Origin of the sequence: Stenotrophomonas sp. TWI1149 (assembly GCF_039673155.1) — a bacterium.
Lineage (GTDB): Bacteria > Pseudomonadota > Gammaproteobacteria > Xanthomonadales > Xanthomonadaceae > Stenotrophomonas > Stenotrophomonas maltophilia_AA.
The window spans coordinates 306464-329704 of record NZ_JBDJLB010000004.1; the positions used below are offsets into that span (position 1 = coordinate 306464).

Consider the following 23241-nt stretch of genomic DNA (forward strand, 5'->3'; position numbering starts at 1 on the left):
ATGATGCGTTTTATCGTGCTGAATTCAGAACGATATTGAATCTGGATGCCACATCGTCCCGAAATCGCGACCGAACCCACCGGTAGAGCCACGCCACGCGTGGCTGCGACCACCCGGCGGCCTCGCCAACGGCATCCACGCATGGCGTGGATCTACGCGCCGCTGCAGAACGCCGCGTAATCGATGTAGCCCGGGAAGGCGCGCCCGGGCGCGCACACCGGGCAGGCCGGATCCGGGCGCAGGCGTGTCTCGCGGAAGCGCATGCCCAGCGCATCGAAGCTCAGCAGCCGGCCGATCAGCGGCTCACCGATGCCAAGCAGCAGCTTGAGCACTTCGGTGGCCTGGAGCAGGCCGACCATGCCGGGCAGCACGCCGAGGACACCGGCCTCGGCACAGTTGGGCGCGAACGCCGGCGGCGGCGGCTCGGGAAACAGGCAGCGGTAACACGGCGCGGTGCCGCGCTGACGCCCGGCATCGAAGACGCTGACCTGGCCGGTGAAGCGCTCCACCGCCCCGTACACCAGGGGGATGCCGTGCTGGACGCAGGCATCGTTGAGCAGGTAGCGCAGCGGGAAGTTGTCCGAACCGTCCAGCACCACGTCGACATCGTCGAGCAGTGCATCGATGTTGGCCGAAGTGACCCGCGCCTGCACAGCCTCCACGTCCAGCGAGGGATTGAGGGCAAGCAGGCGTGTGCGCGCGGAGAGCACCTTGGGCTCGCCGACGCTGGCATCGGTATGGATGATCTGCCGATGCAGGTTGCTGCGCTCCACCACGTCGTCATCGGCGATCCGCAGGTGCCCTACCCCGGCCGCGGCCAGGTAGAAACTGGCCGGCGCGCCCAGCCCGCCGGCGCCGAGCACCAGCACGCGCGAGGCCAGCAGCGTCTTCTGGCCCTCGACACCCACCTGCGGCAACAGCAGATGCCGCGAGTAGCGCTCGTTGAAGTCACGCTCGGCGCCGCTCTGGATCGGCTGCACCAAAGGCAGTCCCTCGGCACGCCATGCGGTCGTACCGCCCTGCACGGACGCGATATGCGTGTAGCCCAGGTCCGACAGGAAAACCGCGGCGTCCATCGAACGCCTGCCGCTCTGGCAGATCAGGACGACCTCGCGATCGAGTCCCGGCAGGTGTGCGCTCGGCTCGGCCTGGAGATCGCCCCTGGCAATGCCGAGCGCGCCTTCGGCCATGCCGGCGGCACGTTCGTGCGCTTCGCGGATGTCGATCAGCAGTGCGCCGTGGGCGAGGCGTTCGCGGGCCTGCGCCGGGGTGAGTTCGGGGATCGTGCTCATGCGGGGATTATCGCGTTCGGGCGCATCGGCCGGCCGCCCCAATGAGAAGAGCCGGCTTTCGCCGGCTCTTCTTTGGATCACTTGCCCTTGACGTGCTTGATCAAGCGGCGCTTGCGCTTGAGCTGACGTTCGGTGAGCACGTTCTTCTTGCCTTCGTACGGGTTCACACCCTCGCGGAAGATGAACTGCACGGGCGTGCCGACCAGCTTGAAGCGCTTTCGGAAGAAGTTCTCCAGGTAGCGCTTGTACGACTCCGGCAGGTCTTTCAGACGGGTGCCGTGGACGATGAAGGTCGGCGGATTGGAACCGCCCGGATGCACGTAACGCAGCTTGGACACGTGACCACGGATCGCCGGCGGCGGGTTGGTCTCGTACGCCGTTTCCAGCGCCTTGTTGACTTCGCTGGTGCTGAACTCGTGCGTCGCCGAGGCGTGCGCGGCGTGGATGCAGCGGAACAGCTCACGCAGGCCCGAGCCGTGCTTGGCCGAGATGCGCACCACTTCCGCCCACGGCACGAAGCCGAGCTTGCGCGATACCAGCGCTTCAGCCTGCTCGCGCTGGTAATCGGTCAGGCCATCCCACTTGTTGATCGCCACCACCAACGCACGGCCGGCATCGAGCACCGCGCCGAGCACGCTGGCGTCCTGATCGGTCACGCCTTCGGAGGCATCCAGCATCAGCACCGCGACCTGGCACTGCTCGATGGCCTGCAGGGTCTTGATGACGCTGAACTTCTCGACCACTTCCTCGACACGCGCCTTGCGACGCAGGCCGGCGGTATCGATCAGGCGGTACTCACGCCCGTCGCGCTCCATGTCCACCGCGATCGAGTCGCGGGTGGTACCGGGCACTTCGGAGGCGATCATGCGCTCTTCGCCGAGCAGACGATTGACCAGCGTCGACTTGCCCACGTTGGGGCGGCCGACGAAGGCGATGCGAATGCGGTTCGGATCGGTGTCCAGGGTCTCCGTGGTGCCCTCTTCCGGCAACCGTTCCACGACCTCGTCCACCAGATCATCCAGGCCCTGGCGGTGCGCGGCCGAGACGGTCAGCATTTCGCTGAAGCCGTAACGGGCGAACTCCGAACGCACGGTGTCTTCATTCATGCCGTCGATCTTGTTGATCAACAGCAGGGTCGGACGGGCCAGTTTGCGCAGCCAGGACAGGATCTCGTCGTCCATCGGGCCCTCACGGGCATCGACCACGAACAGGATCAGGTCCGCCTCGGCGGCGGCGGCGCGGGCCTGGCGGGCGGTAGCGCCGGCCAGACCTTCTTCTTCACCGGCGATACCGCCGGTATCGACCACCAGGAACGGGTGGTCCTCATCAAGACGACAAACACCGTAATTACGGTCCCGGGTCACGCCGGGCTGGTCATGGACCAGCGCGTCGCGCGTACGGGTAAACGCATTGAACAGCGTGGACTTGCCGACATTCGGCCGTCCAACCAGGGCGACCAAGGGCAGCATCGCGGTAACTCCTTATTGTGCCAACCGGAACGCGGTCAGCTTTCCATCAACGTTCTGCACCAGCAGAATCCCATCGGCGGCTACCGGCTGGGCCAGGAGGGCGTCGCCGCCACTCTTGGCGCGCGCCGCGAACTCACCGGTATCGGTCCGCAACCAGTGCAGATACCCCTTGTAATCACCGACCACAACGTAATCGCCGTGGATGACCGGACCGGTCAGCGAACGACGGGCCAGGCCCGTCTGCGACCACATGGCCGAACCGCTGGCCTTGTCCAGGCCGAACACGCCGCCCTTGTTGTCGGTGACGAACACAGTGCTCGAGGTCAGGGCCACGCCGCCGGCGCCACCATGATCACGGGCCCACAGCGGACGGCCGGTCGGGCCCTCGATCGCCATGGTCTGGCTCTTGAAACTGCTCACGAACAGCGTATTGCCTTCCAGCACCGGCGCGCCGTCGATATCGGCCATGCGGTCCAGTTCGGTACGGCCTTCGCCGGTGCCGACCATCTGGTCCCACAGCGTGCGGCCGTCCTGCATGGCCAGCGCGGCGACGGAGCCGTCGTCGTTGCCGATGAACAGCACGCCCGGGCCGGTGACGACCGGCGCGTTGCCGCGCACGGTCAGTGCCGGCAGCTCGCGCGGGTTGAACCAGCGCTGGGTGCCGTTTTCGGCATCCAGGCCGGTCACGCGACCGTCGTTGCTGCGCACGAACACCATGCCCTGGCCCACGGCCGGTGCGGAAATCACTTCACCCGGCACCTTGGCACGCCACTTTTCGGTGCCGTCGGCCGCGTTCAACGCGATGACTTCGCCGTCCAGGGTGCCGATGACGACCAGGCCGTCACCCACGCCCGGGCCACCGGACAGACGAAGCTTGGGCTTCTTCTTTTCCTTGGCCGGCTCGTAGGTCCAGACCTTCTTGCCGGTCTGCAGGTCGATGGCATGCACGCCACCGTAGATGGCGGCTGCGTAGACGCGGCCATCGGCGACCACCGGGCCCTGGCGGACGCCGATGCGCTTCTCGCCCTTGCCGACGTTGGCCGTCCAGATCTTGTCGACCTTGGCGGTGGCATCGAACTTGACCAGTTCGGCCGGTTCCAGCGCCTTCTTGGCCGCCGCGTCCTTGCCGGCGAACCAGCCCTTCATCGTGCTGCAGCCGGTCAGGGCCATGCCCAACAGGGCAACCGTGGCAACGCGCTTGATCATGACCATCTGATTCATTACACCGACTCCGCAGGATCGGTGACGGTGCCATCGGCATCCGTCAACTTGGTTTCCAGCAGGCGCCGCTGGGGCGCTGCCACGTCCAGCGTCTTGAGCGCCTTCTCATACTGCTCGCGGGCGGCATCACGCTTGCCCTGCGCCATCAGTGCATCGCCATGGATTTCCAGGCTGGCGCTGTCGGTAGCGGTGCCGAGCTGCTTGATCGCATCCTCGGTCTTGCCCGTGGCCACCAGCAGACGCGCGACGCGCTGCTCGATCACCGGCTTGAATTCGGGGTCGGCCTTGATCGCGCGCAGGGTCGCCAGCGCGTCCTCGTTCTTGCCGGCATCGACCTGGGCCTTGGCCAGCTGCAGGGCAGCCAGATCGGCATAGATGTTGGCCTTGCCGCTTTCCAGGTCCTTCACACCCTTGGCGGCCTGCTCCAGATCCTTGTCTTCCAGGCTCTTGAGGACGATCTGGTACTGGACGTTGGCGCCGGCCAGGCTGTTGCTGTGCCGGGTCTGCCATTCTTTCCAGCCCCAGATGCCACCGATCGCGATGGCTACGCCAGCGAGGATGCTGACACCATTCTTCCGCAGCCAGCCGCGGACGCGTTCACTTTGTTCGTGCTCGTCGAGCAGGTCGTCGATCGCCATGCGTACTCTCGCCCCGCCCATGAGGAGGAGCTATTTGAATTGGATTGGGGAAACGCGGTTCAGTGCGAAACTGGGACCACGGAGCCGTCAGAGGATACCGTAAAGCGTGCCACGTTGGCTCGCTGGTACGGCGAAAGGTCGACGATAGTGCCGGCCTGCTGAACCTCGACCGCCGATGCATTGCCCAGCACCATGCGGGCCACCTGGCCCGGTGCGAAGCTGCGGGTCTCGCCCGACTTGATCAGGGCCTTCTCGACGGTGGTGCCGTCCGGCCCGGAGATGTCCACCCAGCTGTCGCCTTTGAACTGCAGGCTCAGCGCGCCGGCCTGCGGCATCGGCGCGGACGCCGGACGCGGGACCGGAGTCAGCGATGCCAGGTACGGCGCGGCCGGTGCCGTCGGCTTGGCCGCCTCGACCGCCGCAGGTGCGGCCGGATCCGGGGTCTCGCCACCGGCCACCGGTACCGCCGCCGGGATCACATCCAGCGAGGCGGTGTTCGGGGTGGTCGCCGTGCCATCGAAATGGCCGCGGGTGGCGAACCAGACCGGCACAGCCAGAACCGCGGTGATGCCGACATACAGGACGCGACGCCCCAGGCTCTCGGCAATGCGCCGGGCCCGCGGGGTATGGGTATGGCTGACCAGCTGCGGCGGCACGATCGGCCCGATATGGGCCTGCTCGAGGATATCGCCGATGTCCACCTTGAGCAGACGGGCGTAGCTGCGCAGCTGGCCGCGGACGAAGACCGGCGCGCCGAGGCGCTGCCACTGCTCGTCTTCGAGGGACTTCACGACCTGGACCGGCATGTGCAGTTGCTGCCCCACCGCCTCCAGGGTCAGTCCGGCCGCTTCCCGGGCCTGGCGAAGACGAGCTCCGCAACCGGCCGCAGTATCAAAAGCGTTCACAGTCTGGTCATCAATCACAATGCTTCAACCCCGGGGATTAGGTGCCGCATCCTGCGGAAATTCGTCATGAATTCGCTGCAGATAGCGACCGGATGCCACGCTGTCGCCAAGCCGCGCCTCGATTTGAGACGCAAGTTGTAACACGGAACGTGTGGCCGGTGCAGCCGTCAAACGCCGTTGCGAAAAGGCGCGGGCCTCGAAATAACGCCCTTGGGCGAACTCGTTGCGGGCCATCGACTCCAGCGCGTAGGCATTGACCGGATCGATCTCAAGCGCCCGGCGCAGGTCCGGAACCGCCCGTTCGGGCTGCCCGGCATCCAGCGCACAGCCACCGGCATTGGCCAGGGCAGAGGCAGGCGTCGTATAGCCCGGCGCCTGGAGGGCCCGATCAAACCAGACCAGCGACTCGGCCGGACGGCCATGAGCACATAGCCACGCGCCATAATTGTTGAGCACATCACCGCGCTCCGGGCCCAGCTCGGCGGCCTTGGCGTACAACTGCCCGGCCTCGGCCTGGTTGCCGCGCTGGGCGGCGATGGCCGCCAGCAGCATGTAGGCCTCGGGACGGCGCGCGTCGATCTTCATCGCCGCCCGCACCCGTTTTTCGGCCGCCTCCGGCGAGCCCGCACGCAGCGACTCGCCGGCCAGGACCATCTGGTCCTGGTAGTTCACGCGCTTGCGGATCTCGGGGTTGTCGCGGGCCTCATAGGTCGGCGCGACCTCGAGGGTACCGGACGGCGGTTTGATGCCCTGTTTGCCGCAGCCGGCCAATGCCAGCGCGATGAAAACAACGGCTGGCAATCGGCGATCAGGCAGCGGCATCCCGGTTTTTCCCGTCCTGCAGCGTTTTGTTGAACTCGGCCTGGCGGCGCGTGCGATCCATGACCTGACCCTTGAGCTGGCCACAGGCGGCATCGATGTCGTCGCCACGGGTGCGCCGCACCATCGTCAGCACCTTCGCATCGAGCAGGATCTTCTGGAAGGCGCGGATGTCGGTTTCGCCGGAACGCTCATAGCGCGTGCCCGGGAATGGATTGAACGGAATCAGGTTGACCTTGCCCGCGTTCGAGGCCTGCACGGCGTTGTCGAACTGGCGCATCAGCCGCGCCAGCTGGCGGGCGTGCTCGGGCTGGTCGTTGATCCCCTTCATCAGGGTGTATTCGAAGGTGACCGATTCGCGGCGCTTGTTGGCGCGCAGGTAGCGTGCGCACGAGGCCATCAGCTCGACGATCGGGTACTTCTTGTTGAGCGGGACCAGGGTCTCGCGCAGCGCATCATTGGGCGCATGCAGCGACACCGCCAGCGACACGTCGCTCTCGGCGGACAGCCGGTCGATCTGCGGCACCAGGCCGGAGGTGGACAGCGTCACGCGCTTGTTGGCCAGGCCGTAGCCCAGATCGTCGCGCATCACGCTCATGGCGCGCACGACGTTGTCGAAATTCATCAACGGCTCGCCCATGCCCATCATCACCACATTGGTGAGACGACGCTGCTTGTGCGGGATGTTGCCCAGATGGCGCGCCGCCACCCACACCTGGCCGATGATCTCGGCGGTGGAGAGGTTGCGGTTGAAGCCCTGGGTCGCGGTCGAACAGAACGTGCAGTTCAGCGCGCAGCCGACCTGCGAGGACACGCACAGCGTGCCGCGGTTCTTGTCCGGGATGTAGACCGCTTCGATCGCGTTCTTGCCGTCGGTGCCCATGGCCAGCAGCCACTTGTGGGTGCCATCGGCGGAGGGCTTGTCGAACACGATGTTCGGAACCAGCACCTCGGCATGCTGCTTGAGCTTGGCGCGCAGCGCCTTGCCGAGGTCGGTCATTTCATCGAAATCGGTGACGTAGTGATGGTGGATCCACTTCATCACCTGATGGGCACGGTAGCGCGCTTCGCCGAGTGTCTCGGCGAAGAAGCGCTCCAGACCCTCGCGATCGAGGTCGAGCAGGTTCTGCTTGGCCACAGCCGGGCTCGACACGAGCACGGATGGGATGGCGGTGGGCTGTACGACCTCGTTCACGGCATCACTCTCAGCGCGAGACGACTTCAGTCGCGGCGAAGAAGTAGGCGATTTCGATCGCGGCATTCTCAACCGAGTCCGAGCCGTGGGCGGCATTAGCATCGATGGATTCAGCGAAGTCGGCGCGGATGGTACCGGCGGCGGCTTCCTTCGGATTGGTGGCGCCCAGCAGGTCGCGATGGGCCAGGACGGCGTTCTCGCCTTCCAGCGCCTGGATCATCACCGGGCCGGAGATCATGAACTCGACCAGCGCGTTGAAGAACGGACGCTCGCGGTGCACGGCGTAGAAGCCTTCGGCTTCACGGCGCGACAGCTGCTTGTACTTGGCGGCGACGACCTTCAGGCCGGCCTTTTCGAAGCGGGCGTAGATTTCACCGATGACGTTCTTGGCGACGGCGTCCGGCTTGATGATGGAAAGGGTGCGCTCCAGCGCCATGGGAATACTCCGTTGGGCGGGCCACTTGATCGGCCCGAGGTTAACATGAAAAAAACCCGCGTCAAAACGCGGGCTTAGCCTGATATACGTGCGCCAATTCTAACGTGTAAGCCCGCGGTACGGTAGTGCCGGCCGCTGGCCGGCAACGCGATGGCTGCGGCGGTTGTGCGCCCCGTTCAGGGAATCGGGGGGTGCCGGCCGACGGCCCGCCCCACCTCGAGCGGGGATGAACAGATGCCCCGCTCTGCTGCGTCGCACAATGCGGCAGCGCAGCCACGGGTCTAATATCAAACAATCGTTTGATTGAACTTCCCTACCCCATGGCCAAACCCGCCCACTTCTCCACCAAGGACCGCATCCTCGGCGCCGCCGAGGAACTGTTCGCCCTGCACGGGTTCGCGGGCACCTCGCTGCGCCAGGTCACCAGCCAGGCCGATGTGAACATCGCCGCGGTCAACTACCACTTCGGTTCCAAGGAAAACCTGGTCAATGAGGTCTTCCGCCGCCGGATGGATGAAATGACCTCGGCGCGCCTGGCCCAGCTGGACGCTGCCCGTCGCGAACACCCCGGTGAACTGCGCCCGGTGCTGGCCGCCTTCGTCGAACCGGCCCTGGCCATGGCCCAGGACCGCCAGACCGGCGGCGCGTTCGTGCGGGTCATCGCCCGCGCCTACGCGGAAAAGAACGACAACCTGCGCAAGTTCCTCTCCGACCATTACGGCCACGTCCTGCGTGACTTCGGCAAGGCGATCTCCGCCTGCGTGCCGGGGCTGAGCAAGGAGGAGCTGTACTGGCGCCTGGACTTCCTCGCCGGCTCGCTGACCTATGCCATGGCCGACTTCGGCCTGATCAAGCGACCCGCCGGTGTCACCGAAGCGGCGCATCGTGCCCATGCCGCCCAGGAACTGATTCATTTCGCCGACGCAGGATTCCGCGCCAGCGCGGCCTCAAGCGCTTCGACGACCTCCCTTTCCACCCCGTAGAGCCAGGCACTGCCCGGCTGCCCGACCAACAAAGGCTTATCGACATGTCCAATTCCCTGCTAGTCCGCCGTGCCGCCGTGCTGGGTGCCGGCGTCATGGGTGCCCAGATCGCCGCCCACCTGACCAACGCCGGCGTCGACACGGTGCTGTTCGACCTCCCCGCGAAGGAAGGTCCGGCCGATGGCATCGTGCTCAAGGCCATCGCCAACCTGGGCAAGCTCAGCCCGGCCCCGCTCGCCAGCAAGTCCTACGCCGAGGCGATCACGCCGGCCAACTATGAGACCGGCCTGGAGCAGCTGAAAGACTGCGACCTGATCATCGAAGCCATCGCCGAACGGATGGACTGGAAGCAGGACCTGTACAAGAAGATCGCCCCGTTCGTGGCCGATCACGCGGTGCTCGCCTCCAACACCTCCGGCCTGGGCATCAACAAGCTCGCCGACGTTCTGCCCGAACAGCTGCGCCACCGCTTCTGCGGCGTGCACTTCTTCAACCCGCCGCGTTACATGCACCTGGCCGAGCTGATCCCGGCCACCACCACCGATGCCGCCGTGCTGGAAGGCCTGGAAGCGTTCCTGGTCACCACCCTGGGCAAGGGCGTGGTGTACGCCAAGGACACCCCGAACTTCATCGGCAACCGCATCGGCGTGTTCTCGATCCTGTCCACCATCCACCACACCCAGGAATTCGGCCTGGGCTTTGACGAAGTGGACGGCCTGACCGGCCCGCTGGTCGGCCGCCCGAAGTCGGCGACCTACCGCACCTCCGACGTGGTCGGCCTGGACACCATGGCGCACGTGATCAAGACCATGGGCGACACCCTGCCCAACGATCCGTGGCATGAATTCTTCAAATCGCCGAAGTGGCTGGATGCATTGATCGCCAAGGGCGCGCTCGGCCAGAAGACCGGCGCCGGCATCTTCCGCAAGGTCGGCAAGGACATCGTCGTCCTCGACCTGGAAAAGCAGGACTACCGCCCGGCCGATCGCACCGCCGCCCCGGAAGTGGTCGAGATCCTGAAGATCAAGAACCCGGCCGAGAAGTTCGCCAAGCTACGTGAGAGCCAGCATCCGCAGGCGCAGTTCCTGTGGGCGACTTTCCGCGACCTGTTCCATTACAGCGCCTACCACCTGGCCGACATCGCCGAGACCGCGCGCGACGTCGACCTGGCCATCCGCTGGGGCTACGGCTGGTCGCTGGGCCCGTTCGAAACCTGGCAGGCCGCCGGCTGGAAGCAGGTCGCGCAGTGGATCGCCGATGACATCGTCGCCGGCAAGAGCATGAGCAACGCCCCGCTGCCGGACTGGGTGTTCGATGGCCGCGACGGCGTGCACGCCGCCGAAGGCAGCTACAGCCCGTCGCGCAACGCCAAGCTGCCGCGTTCGGCGCTGCCGGTGTACCAGCGCCAGCGCTTCCCGGATCCGCTGCTGGGCGAGAGCTTCAGCCCGGGCGAAACCGTGTTCGAGAACGATGGCGTGCGCATGTGGCACGACGGCGACGGCATCGCGGTGGTCAGCTTCAAGACCAAGATGAACACCGTGTCCGACCACGTGCTCAATGGCCTGCAGGAAGCGATCAAGCGCGCCGAGCAGGACTACAAGGGCCTGGTGATCTGGCAGCAGAAGGAGCCCTTCTCCGCCGGTGCCGATCTGGCCGGTGCGCTCGGCCTGCTGCAGGCCGGCAAGGTCGACCAGTTCGAAGAGATGGTGCACAACTTCCAGCGCACCAGCCAGGCGATCAAGTATTCACTGGTGCCGGTGGTGACCGCCGTGCGCGGCCTGGCCCTAGGCGGCGGCTGCGAGTTCCAGATGCACAGCGCCAAGAGCGTGGCCGCGCTGGAAAGCTACATCGGCCTGGTCGAGGCCGGCGTCGGCCTGCTGCCGGCCGGTGGTGGCCTGAAGGAGCTGGCCGTGCGCGCCTCGCAGGCGGCCGGTCCGGGCGGCGACGTGTTCGCCGAGCTGAAGAAGACCTTCGAAACCGTCGCGATGGCCAAGGTCTCCAACTCGGCGGTCAACGCCAAGGAACTGGGCCTGATGCGCGCGACCGACAAGGTCGTGTTCAACAGCTTCGAAGCACTGCACATCGCCAAGGCCGAAGTGCTGGCGCTGGCCGAAGGCGGCTACCGTCCGCCGATGCCGGCCCGCCGCATCCAGGTCGCCGGTGACGTCGGCATCGCCACGTTCAAGATGATGCTGGTCAACATGCTGGAAGGCCGCTTCATCAGCCCGTACGACTACGAAATCGCCGTGCGCATCGCCACCGTGCTGTGCGGCGGCGAAGTGGATCGCGGCACGCTGGTGGACGAAGAGTGGCTGCTGACGCTGGAGCGCAAGCACTTCGTCGAACTGGCCCAGCAGGAAAAGACCCAGGCCCGCATCGCGCACATGCTCAAGACCGGCAAGCCGCTGCGTAATTGATGGCGCGCCGGGCGCGACGGACCCGTCCGCGCCCGGTAGGTGCCGACCATTGGTCGGCACACCTGTCCCCACATTCAAGAGATCACTGCAATGACCAAGCAAATCCAGGACGCCTACATCGTCGCCGCCACCCGCACCCCGGTGGGCAAGGCGCCCAAGGGCGTGTTCCGCAATACCCGTCCCGACGACATGCTGGCCCACGTGCTCCGCGCCGTGGTCGCGCAGGCGCCGGGCGTGGACGTCAACCGCATTGATGACGCGATCATCGGCTGCGCGATGCCCGAAGCCGAGCAGGGCATGAACGTGGCGCGCATCGGCGTGCTGCTGGCCGGCCTGCCGGACACCATCGCCGCGCAGACCGTCAACCGCTTCTGCTCTTCCGGCCTGCAGGCCGTGGCCATGGCCGCCGACCAGATCCGCCTGGGCAACTCGGACCTGATGCTGGCCGGCGGTACCGAATCGATGTCGATGGTGCCGATGATGGGCAACAAGATCGCGATGGCCCCGAGCGTGTTCGACAACGACCACGTCGCCATCGCCTACGGCATGGGCATCACCGCCGAGAAGGTCGCCGAAGAGTGGAAGGTCTCGCGCGAGGACCAGGATGCGTTCGCCCTCGCCTCGCACCAGAAGGCCATCGCCGCTATCCAGAACGGCGAGTTCAAGGACGAGATCAGCCCGTACGACGTGCGCACCCGCCAGCCCGACCTGGCTGACGGCCGCCGCATCATCACCCGCGACAGGATCGTGGACACCGACGAAGGCCCGCGCCTGGATTCGTCCGCTGAAGGCCTGGCCAAGCTGCGCCCGGTGTTCCGCAACGGCCAGTTCGGCGGCACCGTCACCGCGGGCAACTCCTCGCAGATGAGCGATGGCGCCGGTGCGGTGCTGCTGGCGTCCGAGCAGGCGATCAAGGATTACGGCCTGACCCCGCTGGCCCGCTTCGTCAGCTTCTCGGTCGCCGGCGTGCGCCCGGAAGTAATGGGCATCGGCCCGATCGCCGCGATCCCGAAGGCGCTCAAGCAGGCCGGCCTGACCCAGGACCAGCTCGACTGGATCGAACTCAACGAAGCCTTCGCAGCGCAGTCGCTGGCCGTCATCCGCGATTGCGGCCTGGACCCGTCGAAGGTCAACCCGCTGGGCGGCGCGATCGCCCTGGGCCACCCGCTGGGCGCGACCGGCGCGATCCGCACCGCCACCCTGCTGCACGGCCTGCGCCGTCGCCAGCAGAAGTACGGCATGGTGACCATGTGCATCGGCACCGGCATGGGCGCGGCGGGCATCTTCGAATCGCTGTGAGGCAATGATCGGTGCCGGCCGATGGGTCGGCACCGATGCGACGGGTATCACTGATGCGACGGGCAATACCGATGCAACGGGCATCACCGATGCGACGGTCAACACCGATCGAACCGGTAGGCACCGACCGTTGGTCGGTGCGGCAACCGGACCAAACGCAGAAGGGCAGCCGCGAGGCTGCCCTTTTCGTTGGGGTGCGCACCGACCAACGGTCGGTACCTACCGGTTGATCGCCTTGCGATCAGCCTTCGGCGAGCATCTTCTGCAGCACTTCGCGCGCAGGACCGGCCAGCTTCTCGTTGTCGAGGGCAAAGCGGATCGTTGCCTCGACCAGACCCAGATGGGTACCGCAATCGAAGCGGCGGCCCTCGAAGCGGAACGCATCCACGCGCTCGGTCTTGAGCAGTTCGGCGATCGCATCGGTCAGCTGGATTTCGCCGCCCGCGCCGGTACCGGTTGCTTCAAGCAGCTCGAAAATCTTCGGGCTCAGCACATAACGGCCGACCACCGCCAGATCGCTCGGGGCATCTTCCGGCTTGGGCTTCTCGACGATGGCGCTGATCTTGCCCTGGCGGCCGTCGAAGGCCTCGGTGGCCACGATGCCGTAGCTGCCGGTCTTCTCATGCGGCACGTCTTCCACCGCGATGATACTGGCGCCGGTGGCTTCATTGGCATCGGCCATCTGCTTGAGCGCACCGTTGCCACGGTTCCAGATCAGATCGTCCGGCAGCAGCACCGCGAACGGTTCATCGCCGACAATCGCCTTCGCGCACAGCACCGCATGGCCCAGGCCCAGGGCTTCGGCCTGGGTCACGAACACGGCGCGCACGCCGTTCGGCAGCACATGGCGGACCAGCTCAAGCTGTTCCTTCTTGCCGGCGCGCTCGAGTTTCTGCTCCAGCTCGTAGGCCTTGTCGAAATAATCGGCGACCGCGTGCTTGTAGCGGTTGGTGATGAAGATCAGGGTGTCACAGCCCGCCTCGATCGCCTCATCAACGGCGTACTGGATCAACGGCCGATCAATAATCGGCAGCATTTCCTTGGGAACGGTTTTGGTGGCCGGAAGGAATCGCGTTCCCAACCCCGCGACAGGAAATACCGCCTTACGAATACGCTTGCTCATCAGAACCTGTTGGCCTCACGCGCCGGAAAGGCCAGCACTTTAGCAGAGCTGACGTGATCGTCCTGTTGCAGCGGAGAAAACTCCGGCATGGTTGCAAACAGAATGCTGTTGATTGCATCGGTGTCATAACTGATGATCGCCTCGCGCAGTTTCGGCACGTTGGCCAATACCTGCTCGCGCGCAAACGTGCGCACACCGGCCTCGAGAATCTTGGGATGCGCGGTCGGGCGATAATCTTCGTCCGAATAGAACAGCGTCTCGTGCAGTTTCTCGCCCGGGCGCAGGCCCGTATAGACGATGGCGATGTCCTTGTACGGCTGCTTGCCGGCCAGGCGGATCATCTGCTCGGCCAGCACGCGGATCGGCACCGGCTCGCCCATGTCCAGGGTATAGATCGCCCCATGCGATGCCGAGGCGGCGGCCTGCAGGATCAACTGGCAGGCCTCGGGAATCGTCATGAAGTAACGGGTGACTTCGGGGTCGGTCACGGTGACCGGGCCGCCCTTGAGGATCTGCTCGCGGAACACCGGCACCACGCTGCCGGCCGAAGCCAGCACGTTGCCGAAGCGCACGGTCACGAAACGGGTGTGGCTGGTCTTCTGGTCCAGGCTCTGACAGATCATCTCCGCGTAGCGCTTGCTGGCGCCCAGCGCATTGACCGGGTCGACCGCCTTGTCGGTGGAAATGAAGACGAAGTGCTCGATGCGGGCTTCGACGCAGGCCCGGGCAACGGTCTCAGTGGACAGGATATTGTTGCGCACCGCCTCGCGCAGCTGGCGCTCCAGCACCGGCACCTGCTTGTAGGCGGCGGCGTGGAAGACCGAATCCACCCGCGACAGCGACAGCGCGTGGCGGATCACCGCAGGATCGCCGCAGTCACCCAGCACCGCCTCCACGACCAGATCCGGGAAGCTGCGCTGCAGCTCGGCCTCGATGGTCAGCAGCAGCAGCTCGCTCATCTCGACCAGCACGATGCGCCCTGCCCCGTGGCGGGCACACTGGCGGCACAGTTCGGAACCGATCGAACCACCGGCGCCGGTCACCAGCACGGTGCGGCCCCCCAGCCAGCCGCGGATCAGCGCCCAGTCCGGCAGGATCGGCTTGCGACCGAGCAGGTCCTCGATCGCCACTTCCTTGAGCTCGCCCGGCAACGAGTGGCCGAGCAGGATGTCGTTGAGCTTGGGCACCATGCGGAACGGCACGCCGGTGCTTTCGCAGATGGCTACCACCCGCTGCATGCCCACGGCATCCAGCGACGGGATGGCGATCACCAGCAGCTTGGCGGCGGTCTCACGCACCACGGCGGGGGCGTCTTCCAGGGTGCCCAGGATCGGCAGGCCCTGCAGCTTGGCGCCCTGCAGATGCGGGGCATCGTCGAGCAGGCCTACCGGTTCGAAATCACCGGAACGACGCAGATCGCGGACCAGTGCCTCGGCCGCCTGGCCGGCACCGAGGATCAGCACGCGGCGGGCGGTGACGTCGGACTGCAGCGCCTGGTAGTCCTTCCACGCGCGATACAGCAGGCGCGGGGCGCCCAGCAGCGCCGACAGCGCGAACGGATAGATCACCAGCACCGACATCGGGACGCCATCGAAGCGCTTGTAGGCCAGCGCCACCACGATCGCGAGCAGGCCGATGAAGCTGGCTTTGAAGATGTTGAGCAGATCGGCGACGCTGGCGAAGCGCCACAGGCCGCGATACAGGCCCACCCGCCAGAACACCACCGCCTGGATGATCAGCACCAGCGAGGTATCGATGTTCCAGAGCGGCAACGCCGGCGCATCGGCCAGCATCGAGTACCGCCCTGCATGCAGCAGCTGCCAGCACGCCCAGACCATGAAGAGGTCGTGGGCGACGATGGCCGCACGGGGCATCAAGCCGGTAAGTCGGTCCTGCCAAGGCGTCATAAACAGCGTAATCCTTCTAGTTGCGCATTCCCTTGCGCAGGAGCAGCCAAAGACCGGACGCGAGGATCAACCACGCGATGGCCACGGCAGCCTCCCACCTCGGCTGCAAATTCGTGCATGCATTAAACACTGCCGCACTGAATATTCCAAAAACAAGATACATCCCGGTGACGGAAGTGTGGCTTGCACCACCTTTCACCGCGCGCTGATAGAGATGCTGCGTGTGGGGTTCCATCCAGCGCTGTCCGGACAGGATGCGCGAAAGCAATGTGAAGCCCGCGTCCACAAGAAAGGCCGAAAGCGGCACCAGCAACAGCAGCCAGTGGATATCGGTGCGTACACTGACCAGGCAGACCAGGGCGGCGATGGCATAGCCCAGCGCCCCGCTGCCAACGTCGCCCATGAAGATGCGTGCCCGCGGGTAGTTGAACGGCAGGAAGCCAAGGCAGGCCAGTCCCAGTACCACGCCGGCCAGCCCATAGGGCGGGGGCAGCACCATCGCGAAGGCGAGCCCGGCCAGGATGGCCTGGGTGGTCGCGATGCCGTTGATCCCATCCATGAAGTTCCAGATGTTGATCAACGAGGTGGCGAACAACAGCGCCAGCAGCGCCTGCCAGGGATTGCCGCTGGCGTGCCAGACCAGCCCGGCCAGCAGTGCCGCGGCGATCACATGGACCAGCAGGCGACGCACCGCCGGCAGCGGCCGATGGTCGTCCCACCAGCCGATCCCGGCGACGAGCACCAGGCCCAGCGCGAACACCGCGAGCGTGATCCAGGCCGTCGGCCAGATCACCGCCGCGACCACGCAGGCCAGCAGCAGGGTCAGGACGATCGCGATGCCGCCGCCGCGCGGCGTCGCCACGCCGTGGCTGCGCCGCTCGCCCGGCTCATCCAATAGATTGCGACGCAGCGCATACGCGCGTGCGCCCCAGGTCAAGCCCGCCGATACCGCCAGCACCGCCAGCAGCCCCGCCATCCAGGCGACCATCATGGTTCAGAGCACCGCGTAGTTGAGCAGTGGCTTGACGGTGCCCCATTCCTTGCAGCTCGGGCACTGCCAATGATGGGTGCGCGCACCGAAGCCACACCGGGTGCAGCGGTACGCCGGGTTGCGGACCAGCAGCTGGTCGGTGATGTGCTTGAGGTCGTGCAGGGTCGCGGTGGAATCGGCGCCCTCGGCGAGGGTCAGGTCGATCAGCGCCGATTCGCCACGCACCGACGGACGGTCCTTGAGCTGGCGCCCGAGGTAGGCGCGCGCCGGCGCGACGCCCTCCTGCTCTTCCATCAGCTGGGTCAGCGCCAGCACCGGCGCGATGCCCCGATAGTGCTCGGTCATCTCCGACAGGAACGCGCGTGCGCCGCCGAGATCACCGACCTTGCGGTAGTTCTGCATGAGCGCCTGCAACACTTCGGGCAGGTACTCCGGATCGTTGCGTGCCGCACGTTCGAACGCACGGACCGCTGCTTCGGCGTTGCCGGCATCGTCTTCCAGGCGGCCTTCGATGATGCCGGCACGGACCGACATCGCATCGGCCTGGTAGGCACGTGCGATCGCAGCGCGCGCTTCGTCGATCTTGCCGGCCCCGCGGTAACGCTCGGCCAGCTCGCACTCGAACTGACCGATCAGCTTGCCCATCGGCTCGCCGGTGACTTCCTCGAAACGGCTGGCGTTGTCGATCGCCTTTTCCCAATCGCGCTCGGCCTGGTAGATGCCGATCAGGTGCTTGAGCGCCTGCGGGGCACGCTGGTCGATCTGGGCCAGCTCGGTGAACACGGTTTCGGCACGATCGAGCAGGCCGGACTTCATGTAGTCCTCGCCCAGTGCCAGCAGCGCCTGGACGCGCTGCTGATCGCTCAGGTCCGCGCGGTTGACCAGGCCCTGGTGCAGGCGGATCGCACGATCGACCTCACCGCGACGACGGAACAGGTGGCCCAGCGCGACCTGGGTCTCGAAGGTTTCCTTGTCCAGTTCGGCGATGTGCAGGAACAGCTCGATCGCCTTGTCCGGCTGCTCGTTGAGCAGATAGTTCAGGCCGCGGAAATACGTGCTGGACAGATGGCTGACCTGGTTGTCGCCATGGCGCTGGCCACCGCGACGCCCGATCACCCAGCCCGACAGCGCGGCCAGGGGCAGGAACAGGAAGAACCAGAACCACTCGGAGACAAATTCCATCGGCGCTCAGCGTCCGTCGAATGTAGAAGAAGAAGGGGGTGCCACGACCACGGCGGGCGCGGCCTTCTGCGCACGGCGCAGTTTGGCGTACAGCGGGATCACCATGCTGGCGAGCACGAGGCCGCCGCCGATGAGGGCACCGGACAACAGGGCGATGATGATCGCCACGCCGGTGGTGGAATTGATCTGGGTAAAGCCCAGGCTGATGATGATCGGTTGCGAGTTGAGGGCACCGATGATGAGGCCCACGACCAGAACCGCCAGCAGGATCAGCAGACGTACGATGTTCATGCAGCAGCTCCAGTTCCGTAGGGCTCAAGAGTAGCGGACTAACGCTCCGCTCTACCAGCCGACTCCATGGAAATCATGCATCCGCCCCGTGGCGGATGGACACTCAGGCAGGATCGCTTTCCAGCGGCACCACGGCGCTGACGCGCTCACGCAGTTCCTTGCCCGGCTTGAAGTGCGGGACATGCTTGCCCGGCAACGCGACCGATTCCCCGGTCTTGGGATTGCGCCCCAGCCGTGCCGGCCGGTAGTGCAACGAAAAACTGCCGAACCCGCGGATCTCGATGCGATCCCCGCCGGCCAGCGCCCCGCCCATCATTTCCAGCAACGACTTCACGGCCAGATCGACATCGTCCGACTTCAAATGCGCCTGTCGGCGCGCCAGGATTTCGATCAGCTCGGATTTGGTCATTACGGGCTCTTGGGGAGGAACTCAGACCCTGAAACGGCCCGGACTGATGTCCGGGCCGCCCAGGAAACTACGACAGCGACAGACCGATTACTCGGACTTGTTGCCGTTCAGCTGTGCACGCAGCAGCGCGCCGAGCTGGGTGGTGCCGCTGGACGCCGAAGAGGACTGGTATTCCTCCAGCACTTCGCGCATTTCCGCGTCGTCCTTGGCCTTGATCGACAGCTGCAGGGTACGACCCTTGCGATCCATGCCCACGAACTTGGCTTCAACCTTGTCGCCGACCTTCAGGAACTGGGTCGCGTCGTCGACGCGCTCGTTCGCAACGTCGCGAGCAGCCACGTAGCCTTCGATGCCGTCAGCCAGTTCGATGGTTGCGCCCTTGGCGTCCACTTCCTTGACCAAGCCTTCGACCTTGGAACCCTTCGGGTTGGCAGCCATGTACTGACCGAACGGATCCTGCTCCAGCTGCTTGACGCCCAGGCTGATGCGCTCGCGCTCCGGATCGACGGCCAGGACGACGGCGTCCAGGTTGTCGCCCTTCTTGAAGTTGCGGACCACGTCTTCGCCGGTGGTGTTCCAGCTGATGTCGGACAGGTGCACCAGGCCATCGATACCGCCGTCCAGGCCGATGAAGATGCCGAAGTCGGTGATCGACTTGATCTGGCCCGACACCTTGTCGCCCTTCTTGTGGATCGCAGCGAAGGTTTCCCACGGATTGGCGGCAACCTGCTTCATGCCCAGCGAGATGCGGCGACGCTCCTCGTCGACGTCCAGGACCATGACTTCAACTTCGTCACCGACCTGCACAACCTTGGACGGGTTGACGTTCTTGTTGGTCCAATCCATTTCGGACACGTGCACCAAGCCTTCGACGCCCGGCTCGATCTCGACGAATGCGCCGTAATCGGTGACGTTGGAGACCTTGCCGAAGACGCGGCTGTTGGCCGGGTAACGACGGGCGATGTTGTCCCACGGATCCTCGCCCAGCTGCTTCAGACCCAGCGAAACGCGGTTGCGCTCACGGTCGAACTTCAGCACGCGGACGTCCAGCTCGTCGCCGACGTTCACGACTTCGGACGGATGGCGCACGCGCTTCCAGGCCATGTCGGTGATGTGCAGCAGGCCGTCGATACCGCCCAGGTCCACGAATGCGCCGTAATCGGTCAGGTTCTTGACGACACCCTTCAGGATCGCGCCTTCCTGCAGCTTGTCCATCAGCTGCTCGCGCTCTTCCGAATGCTCGCTCTCGACGACTGCACGACGGGACACAACGACGTTGTTACGCTTGCGGTCCAGCTTGATGAGCTTGAATTCCAGCTCCTTGCCTTCCAGGTAGGCCGGGTCGCGCACGGGGCGCACATCCACCAGCGAACCGGGCAGGAACGCGCGGACATCCTTGATGTCCACGGTGAAACCACCCTTGACCTTGCCGCTGATGCGGCCGGTGATGGTTTCGTTCTTTTCCAACGCTTCTTCCAGCTCGTCCCACACCATCGCGCGCTTGGCTTTCTCACGCGACAGAACGGTTTCACCGAAGCCGTTCTCGATGGAATCGAGGGCAACCTTGACGACGTCGCCTTCAGCGACATCGATCTCGCCAGCGTCGTTACGGAACTGTTCGATCGGCACGATGCCTTCGGACTTCAGGCCGGCGTTGATCACCACGACATCGCCGCGGACTTCAACAACGACACCGCTGACGATCGAGCCCGGCTTCAGCTTGGCCAGATTGGCCTGACTGGCTTCGAACAGCTCTGCAAATGATTCGGTCATTAGATTTACTCTGTTGGACACATGGGCATTGGCCCCCGAAGGGAACCGCTTACTGCCCGCCTGTTGGTCGACCCCGGAAACGCAGGTCGTGTGTTAAGTAGGAAAACCGCCACGCATCATTGCGGGACGGAGCTTTTGTTGCCTTGCGATGGTGCGACACCGTCGATGCCCTGACGGCCCTCCTTTACAACGGATCAGGCACCCGAAACCGGAAGCAGATCCAATACCTTGGCAACGACGGCGTCGATGCCAATACCACTGGTGTCGATGATGACGGCATCGTCTGCCGGCTTCAGGGGCGCCACTGTGCGCTGTGCATCACGGGCGTCGCGGGCCATGATCTCGCGCAGGAGGTCGTCAAAGTTAACCGAAACACCCTTGTCTTTCAACTGCTTATGCCGCCGCTCGGCCCGTTCCTCGGCGCTGGCGGTCAAAAACACCTTGAATGGGGCGTCCGGGAAGATGACCGTGCCCATGTCCCGACCGTCCGCGACCAGGCCCGGCTCCATCCTGAATGCGCGTTGGCGCTCTTTCAGCGCTGCCCGGACTTCCGGGATGGCCGCGATCGCCGAGGCCAGGGCGCCGGTGGTCTCCAGCCGCAGCTCGTCGGTGGCATCGGTCTCGTTGACCAGCACCCGCAGCCCGCCATCGGCCGATTCCACGAACCGCACGTGCGTATCGAAGGTGCAGCGGACCAGCGCCGAGGCGTCGGAGGTATCGATATCGGCCCAGCTGGCGGCCACGCCCACCGCCCGGTACAGGGCGCCCGAATCCAGGTAATGCCAGCCCAGCCGGCGTGCGACAATGCGGCTGACAGTGCCTTTGCCGGCCCCGGAAGGACCGTCGATGGTGAGCACGGATGGAAGCTGATTCATGGGTTTCCCGATAGATGTGACCGCCCATTCTAGCCCCTGCCCGGGGTGGCCTGAGACTTTTTTGGGCCAACCACTTGAAAGGATGGGGAAAAGCCCGGTAGAATGGCGGGCTTGAACGGGCGTCACCTGCCGATTGTCATCTGCATATCGCGGCCGCGCTCCAACCGAATCCAACGTTTACGCCGAGGTATGCAATGAAAGTCCTGTCTTCCCTGAAGTCGGCCAAGACCCGTCACCGCGACTGCAAGGTCGTCCGTCGCCGCGGCAAGATCTTCGTGATCTGCAAGTCGAACCCGCGCTTCAAGGCTCGCCAGCGCTGAGCCGGCTGGCCTCACGGCCGCCACCGGTCCCTCACCGGACCGGGCGATGAACAAAAAGCCGCCTCCGGGCGGCTTTTTGCTGCCATTTTTGTTGTAATCGCCAGGTAGCTCACGACCGTTGGTCGTGAGGCCTGCAGTCGTGAGACCTTCCGCATTCTTGACCACTGGGGAGTAGTTCGAGATGAAGCGTTACCTGACCACCTTGCCATTGCTGGCTGTCCTGGCCGTTTCCAGTGCCCACGCCGACACCCTGCTGATCGACCGCAGCCGTGAGAAGCCCGCCATCGCCCTGCCCGTCCGCGGCCAGAGCATGCAGCAGGTCCAAGCCCAGTTCGGCGACCCGGGCGAACGCCTGGAACCGCGCGGCGGACAGAAGCAGCAGTGGCCGACGATCAACCGCTGGGTCTACCCGCAGTTCACCGTCTACTTCGAAAAGCAGAAGGTGATCGACGTGGTCGCCAACCGTGCCGACGCCAACGAGATCGGGCCGAAACCGCCGATCCGCTGACCCCCTTCCCTTTGCCCGCCCGCCGGCGGGCCTTCGCACTGAGATCATGAACGACACGCTCCGCTTTCCGGCCGAATGGGAATCCCAGTCCGCCATCCTGATCGCCTGGCCCCACGCCGACACCGACTGGGCCGACCGCCTGGGTGACGTCGAGGACACCTACATCGCCCTCGTCGCTGCCATCACCCGCTTCCAGCCGGTGGTGATCATCGTCGCCGACGACGACCTGGAGGCGTACGCCGACGCGCGCCTGCGTTCGAACCGGATCGACACGGACCGCGTGCGGTTCGTGACGGCCCAGTACGACGATACCTGGCTGCGCGATTCCGGCCCGATCACGCTCAAGCGCGCCGATGGCGGCTTCCGCCTGCTGGACTTCCGCTTCACCGGCTGGGGCGGCAAGTTCGACGCCAGCCTGGATGACCAGCTGGTCGGCGTGCTGCACGCCGCCGGGCTGTTTACCGATGCGGAGCTGCAGAGCATTCCGTTCGCGCTGGAAGGCGGCGGCATCGAGACCGATGGCGCCGGCACCCTGCTGACCACCTGGCAGTGCCTGCACGAGCGTCATCCGGATCGCAGCCGCGAATCGCTCAGCACCGACCTGGCCGCCTGGCTGGCCCAGGACCGCGTGCTGTGGCTGGACCACGGCTATCTGGAGGGCGACGACACCGACGCCCACATCGATACCCTGGCCCGCTTCGCCTCGACCGACAGCATCGTCTACCAGGCCTGCGATGACGCCAGCGATTCGCACTATGCCGAACTGCAGGCGATGGGTGCCGAACTGGCTGCGCTGCGCACCCGCGACGGCCAGCCGTACCGCCTGTTCCCGCTGCCGTGGGCGCAGCCGGTGATCGACGAAGGCCGCCGCCTTGCCGCTTCGTACGCGAACTACCTGATCCTCAATGGTGCGGTGCTGATGCCGGCCTACGGCGATGCCGCCGACGAGGCCGCGCGTGCGGTGCTGGCCCAGGCCTATCCGGACCGCGAGATCGTGCCGGTGCCGTGCCGCTCGCTGATCTGGCAGAACGGCAGCCTGCACTGCATCACGATGCAGCTGCCGGCGGGGTTGCTGGCCTGACAGCAAAGCACGCGGTCTGAAGGTTGCGGAGGCTGGGCTGGCGGGGGCGGAGGTGCGGGACGCGCCGTAAACCCATCCCTGGGGGATCGTGGGCGCCATCCATGGCG

22 protein-coding genes are annotated in these 23241 nt (G+C 65.5%); 6 read left to right on the forward strand and 16 right to left on the reverse strand.

The window, feature by feature from the left end; translation table 11 throughout:
* Positions 1-152: 152 nt before the first annotated feature.
* The 8 genes from moeB to ndk form a co-directional block, all read right to left on the reverse strand.
* Complete coding sequence (moeB, locus tag ABE424_RS06880; RefSeq protein ID WP_346490899.1) at positions 153-1292, reverse strand: molybdopterin-synthase adenylyltransferase MoeB; 1140 nt, start codon at positions 1290-1292, stop codon at positions 153-155.
* A 77-nt stretch (positions 1293-1369) separates the two neighbouring features.
* The gene (gene der, locus ABE424_RS06885) at positions 1370-2761 is read right to left on the reverse strand and encodes a ribosome biogenesis GTPase Der (RefSeq protein WP_346490898.1); all 1392 of its coding nucleotides are present in this window, start codon (positions 2759-2761) and stop codon (positions 1370-1372) included.
* Between the two features lie 12 nt (positions 2762-2773).
* Positions 2774-3982 carry an outer membrane protein assembly factor BamB gene (gene bamB, locus ABE424_RS06890; RefSeq protein ID WP_346490897.1) on the reverse strand — a complete coding sequence of 403 codons (1209 nt, stop codon included), beginning with the start codon at positions 3980-3982 and terminating at the stop codon, positions 2774-2776.
* On the reverse strand, positions 3982-4620 hold the full coding sequence (locus ABE424_RS06895) for a tetratricopeptide repeat protein (RefSeq protein ID WP_346490896.1): 639 nt from the start codon (positions 4618-4620) through the stop codon (positions 3982-3984). Before ABE424_RS06895 ends, bamB begins: the two co-directional genes overlap by 1 nt.
* A 59-nt stretch (positions 4621-4679) precedes the next feature.
* Positions 4680-5543, reverse strand: coding sequence for a RodZ domain-containing protein (locus tag ABE424_RS06900; RefSeq protein ID WP_346490220.1), 864 nt, complete (start codon positions 5541-5543; stop codon positions 4680-4682).
* Between the two features lie 6 nt (positions 5544-5549).
* Positions 5550-6347 carry a type IV pilus biogenesis/stability protein PilW gene (gene pilW, locus ABE424_RS06905; RefSeq protein WP_179459126.1) on the reverse strand — a complete coding sequence of 266 codons (798 nt, stop codon included), beginning with the start codon at positions 6345-6347 and terminating at the stop codon, positions 5550-5552.
* Positions 6334-7539 (reverse strand): 23S rRNA (adenine(2503)-C(2))-methyltransferase RlmN, encoded by a 1206-nt coding sequence (rlmN, locus tag ABE424_RS06910; protein ID WP_176989799.1) that lies wholly within the window; start codon positions 7537-7539, stop codon positions 6334-6336. The genes pilW and rlmN overlap by 14 nt, the downstream gene beginning before the upstream one ends.
* Before the next feature lie 10 nt (positions 7540-7549).
* The gene (gene ndk, locus ABE424_RS06915; protein WP_008265389.1) at positions 7550-7975 is read right to left on the reverse strand and encodes a nucleoside-diphosphate kinase; all 426 of its coding nucleotides are present in this window, start codon (positions 7973-7975) and stop codon (positions 7550-7552) included.
* Positions 7976-8295: 320 nt separating this feature from the next.
* On the opposite strand from ndk, the gene ABE424_RS06920 reads away from it, so the two are divergent.
* The 3 genes from ABE424_RS06920 to ABE424_RS06930 all read left to right on the forward strand — a co-directional run bounded on the left by ABE424_RS06920 (position 8296) and on the right by ABE424_RS06930 (position 12674).
* Positions 8296-8958 (forward strand): TetR family transcriptional regulator, encoded by a 663-nt coding sequence (locus tag ABE424_RS06920; RefSeq protein WP_176989798.1) that lies wholly within the window; start codon positions 8296-8298, stop codon positions 8956-8958.
* Between the two features lie 44 nt (positions 8959-9002).
* The gene (locus ABE424_RS06925) at positions 9003-11375 is read left to right on the forward strand and encodes a 3-hydroxyacyl-CoA dehydrogenase/enoyl-CoA hydratase family protein (protein WP_346477997.1); all 2373 of its coding nucleotides are present in this window, start codon (positions 9003-9005) and stop codon (positions 11373-11375) included.
* 90 nt (positions 11376-11465) lie between these two features.
* Positions 11466-12674, forward strand: coding sequence for an acetyl-CoA C-acyltransferase (locus tag ABE424_RS06930; RefSeq protein WP_346477996.1), 1209 nt, complete (start codon positions 11466-11468; stop codon positions 12672-12674).
* A gap of 241 nt (positions 12675-12915) precedes the next feature.
* On the opposite strand, the gene galU is transcribed toward ABE424_RS06930, so the two are convergent.
* From galU to cmk, 8 genes are all read right to left on the reverse strand, one after another.
* Positions 12916-13797, reverse strand: coding sequence for a UTP--glucose-1-phosphate uridylyltransferase GalU (galU, locus tag ABE424_RS06935; RefSeq protein ID WP_179459131.1), 882 nt, complete (start codon positions 13795-13797; stop codon positions 12916-12918).
* Positions 13797-15704 carry a nucleoside-diphosphate sugar epimerase/dehydratase gene (locus ABE424_RS06940; protein WP_176989794.1) on the reverse strand — a complete coding sequence of 636 codons (1908 nt, stop codon included), beginning with the start codon at positions 15702-15704 and terminating at the stop codon, positions 13797-13799. The genes galU and ABE424_RS06940 overlap by 1 nt, the downstream gene beginning before the upstream one ends.
* Positions 15705-15720: 16 nt before the next feature.
* On the reverse strand, positions 15721-16695 hold the full coding sequence (locus tag ABE424_RS06945) for a glycosyltransferase family 4 protein (protein WP_179459133.1): 975 nt from the start codon (positions 16693-16695) through the stop codon (positions 15721-15723).
* A 3-nt stretch (positions 16696-16698) separates the two neighbouring features.
* The gene (gene lapB, locus ABE424_RS06950; RefSeq protein ID WP_176989792.1) at positions 16699-17877 is read right to left on the reverse strand and encodes a lipopolysaccharide assembly protein LapB; all 1179 of its coding nucleotides are present in this window, start codon (positions 17875-17877) and stop codon (positions 16699-16701) included.
* A gap of 6 nt (positions 17878-17883) precedes the next feature.
* On the reverse strand, positions 17884-18168 hold the full coding sequence (locus ABE424_RS06955; protein WP_123729054.1) for a LapA family protein: 285 nt from the start codon (positions 18166-18168) through the stop codon (positions 17884-17886).
* 103 nt (positions 18169-18271) lie between these two features.
* Positions 18272-18577 carry an integration host factor subunit beta gene (locus ABE424_RS06960; RefSeq protein ID WP_019183098.1) on the reverse strand — a complete coding sequence of 102 codons (306 nt, stop codon included), beginning with the start codon at positions 18575-18577 and terminating at the stop codon, positions 18272-18274.
* A gap of 87 nt (positions 18578-18664) precedes the next feature.
* Positions 18665-20350: a 30S ribosomal protein S1 gene (gene rpsA / locus ABE424_RS06965; RefSeq protein WP_346490895.1), complete on the reverse strand. Its 1686-nt coding sequence runs from the start codon at positions 20348-20350 to the stop codon at positions 18665-18667.
* 194 nt (positions 20351-20544) lie between these two features.
* On the reverse strand, positions 20545-21225 hold the full coding sequence (gene cmk, locus ABE424_RS06970; RefSeq protein WP_176989790.1) for a (d)CMP kinase: 681 nt from the start codon (positions 21223-21225) through the stop codon (positions 20545-20547).
* A 194-nt stretch (positions 21226-21419) separates the two neighbouring features.
* On the opposite strand from cmk, the gene ykgO reads away from it, so the two are divergent.
* The 3 genes from ykgO (at position 21420) to ABE424_RS06985 (ending at position 23134) form a co-directional block, all read left to right on the forward strand.
* Positions 21420-21545 carry a type B 50S ribosomal protein L36 gene (gene ykgO / locus ABE424_RS06975; RefSeq protein ID WP_057628212.1) on the forward strand — a complete coding sequence of 42 codons (126 nt, stop codon included), beginning with the start codon at positions 21420-21422 and terminating at the stop codon, positions 21543-21545.
* A 181-nt stretch (positions 21546-21726) separates the two neighbouring features.
* Positions 21727-22053 (forward strand): hypothetical protein, encoded by a 327-nt coding sequence (locus tag ABE424_RS06980; protein ID WP_176989789.1) that lies wholly within the window; start codon positions 21727-21729, stop codon positions 22051-22053.
* A gap of 46 nt (positions 22054-22099) precedes the next feature.
* The gene (locus ABE424_RS06985; protein WP_346490894.1) at positions 22100-23134 is read left to right on the forward strand and encodes an agmatine deiminase family protein; all 1035 of its coding nucleotides are present in this window, start codon (positions 22100-22102) and stop codon (positions 23132-23134) included.
* The last annotated feature ends 107 nt before the right edge of the window (positions 23135-23241 follow it).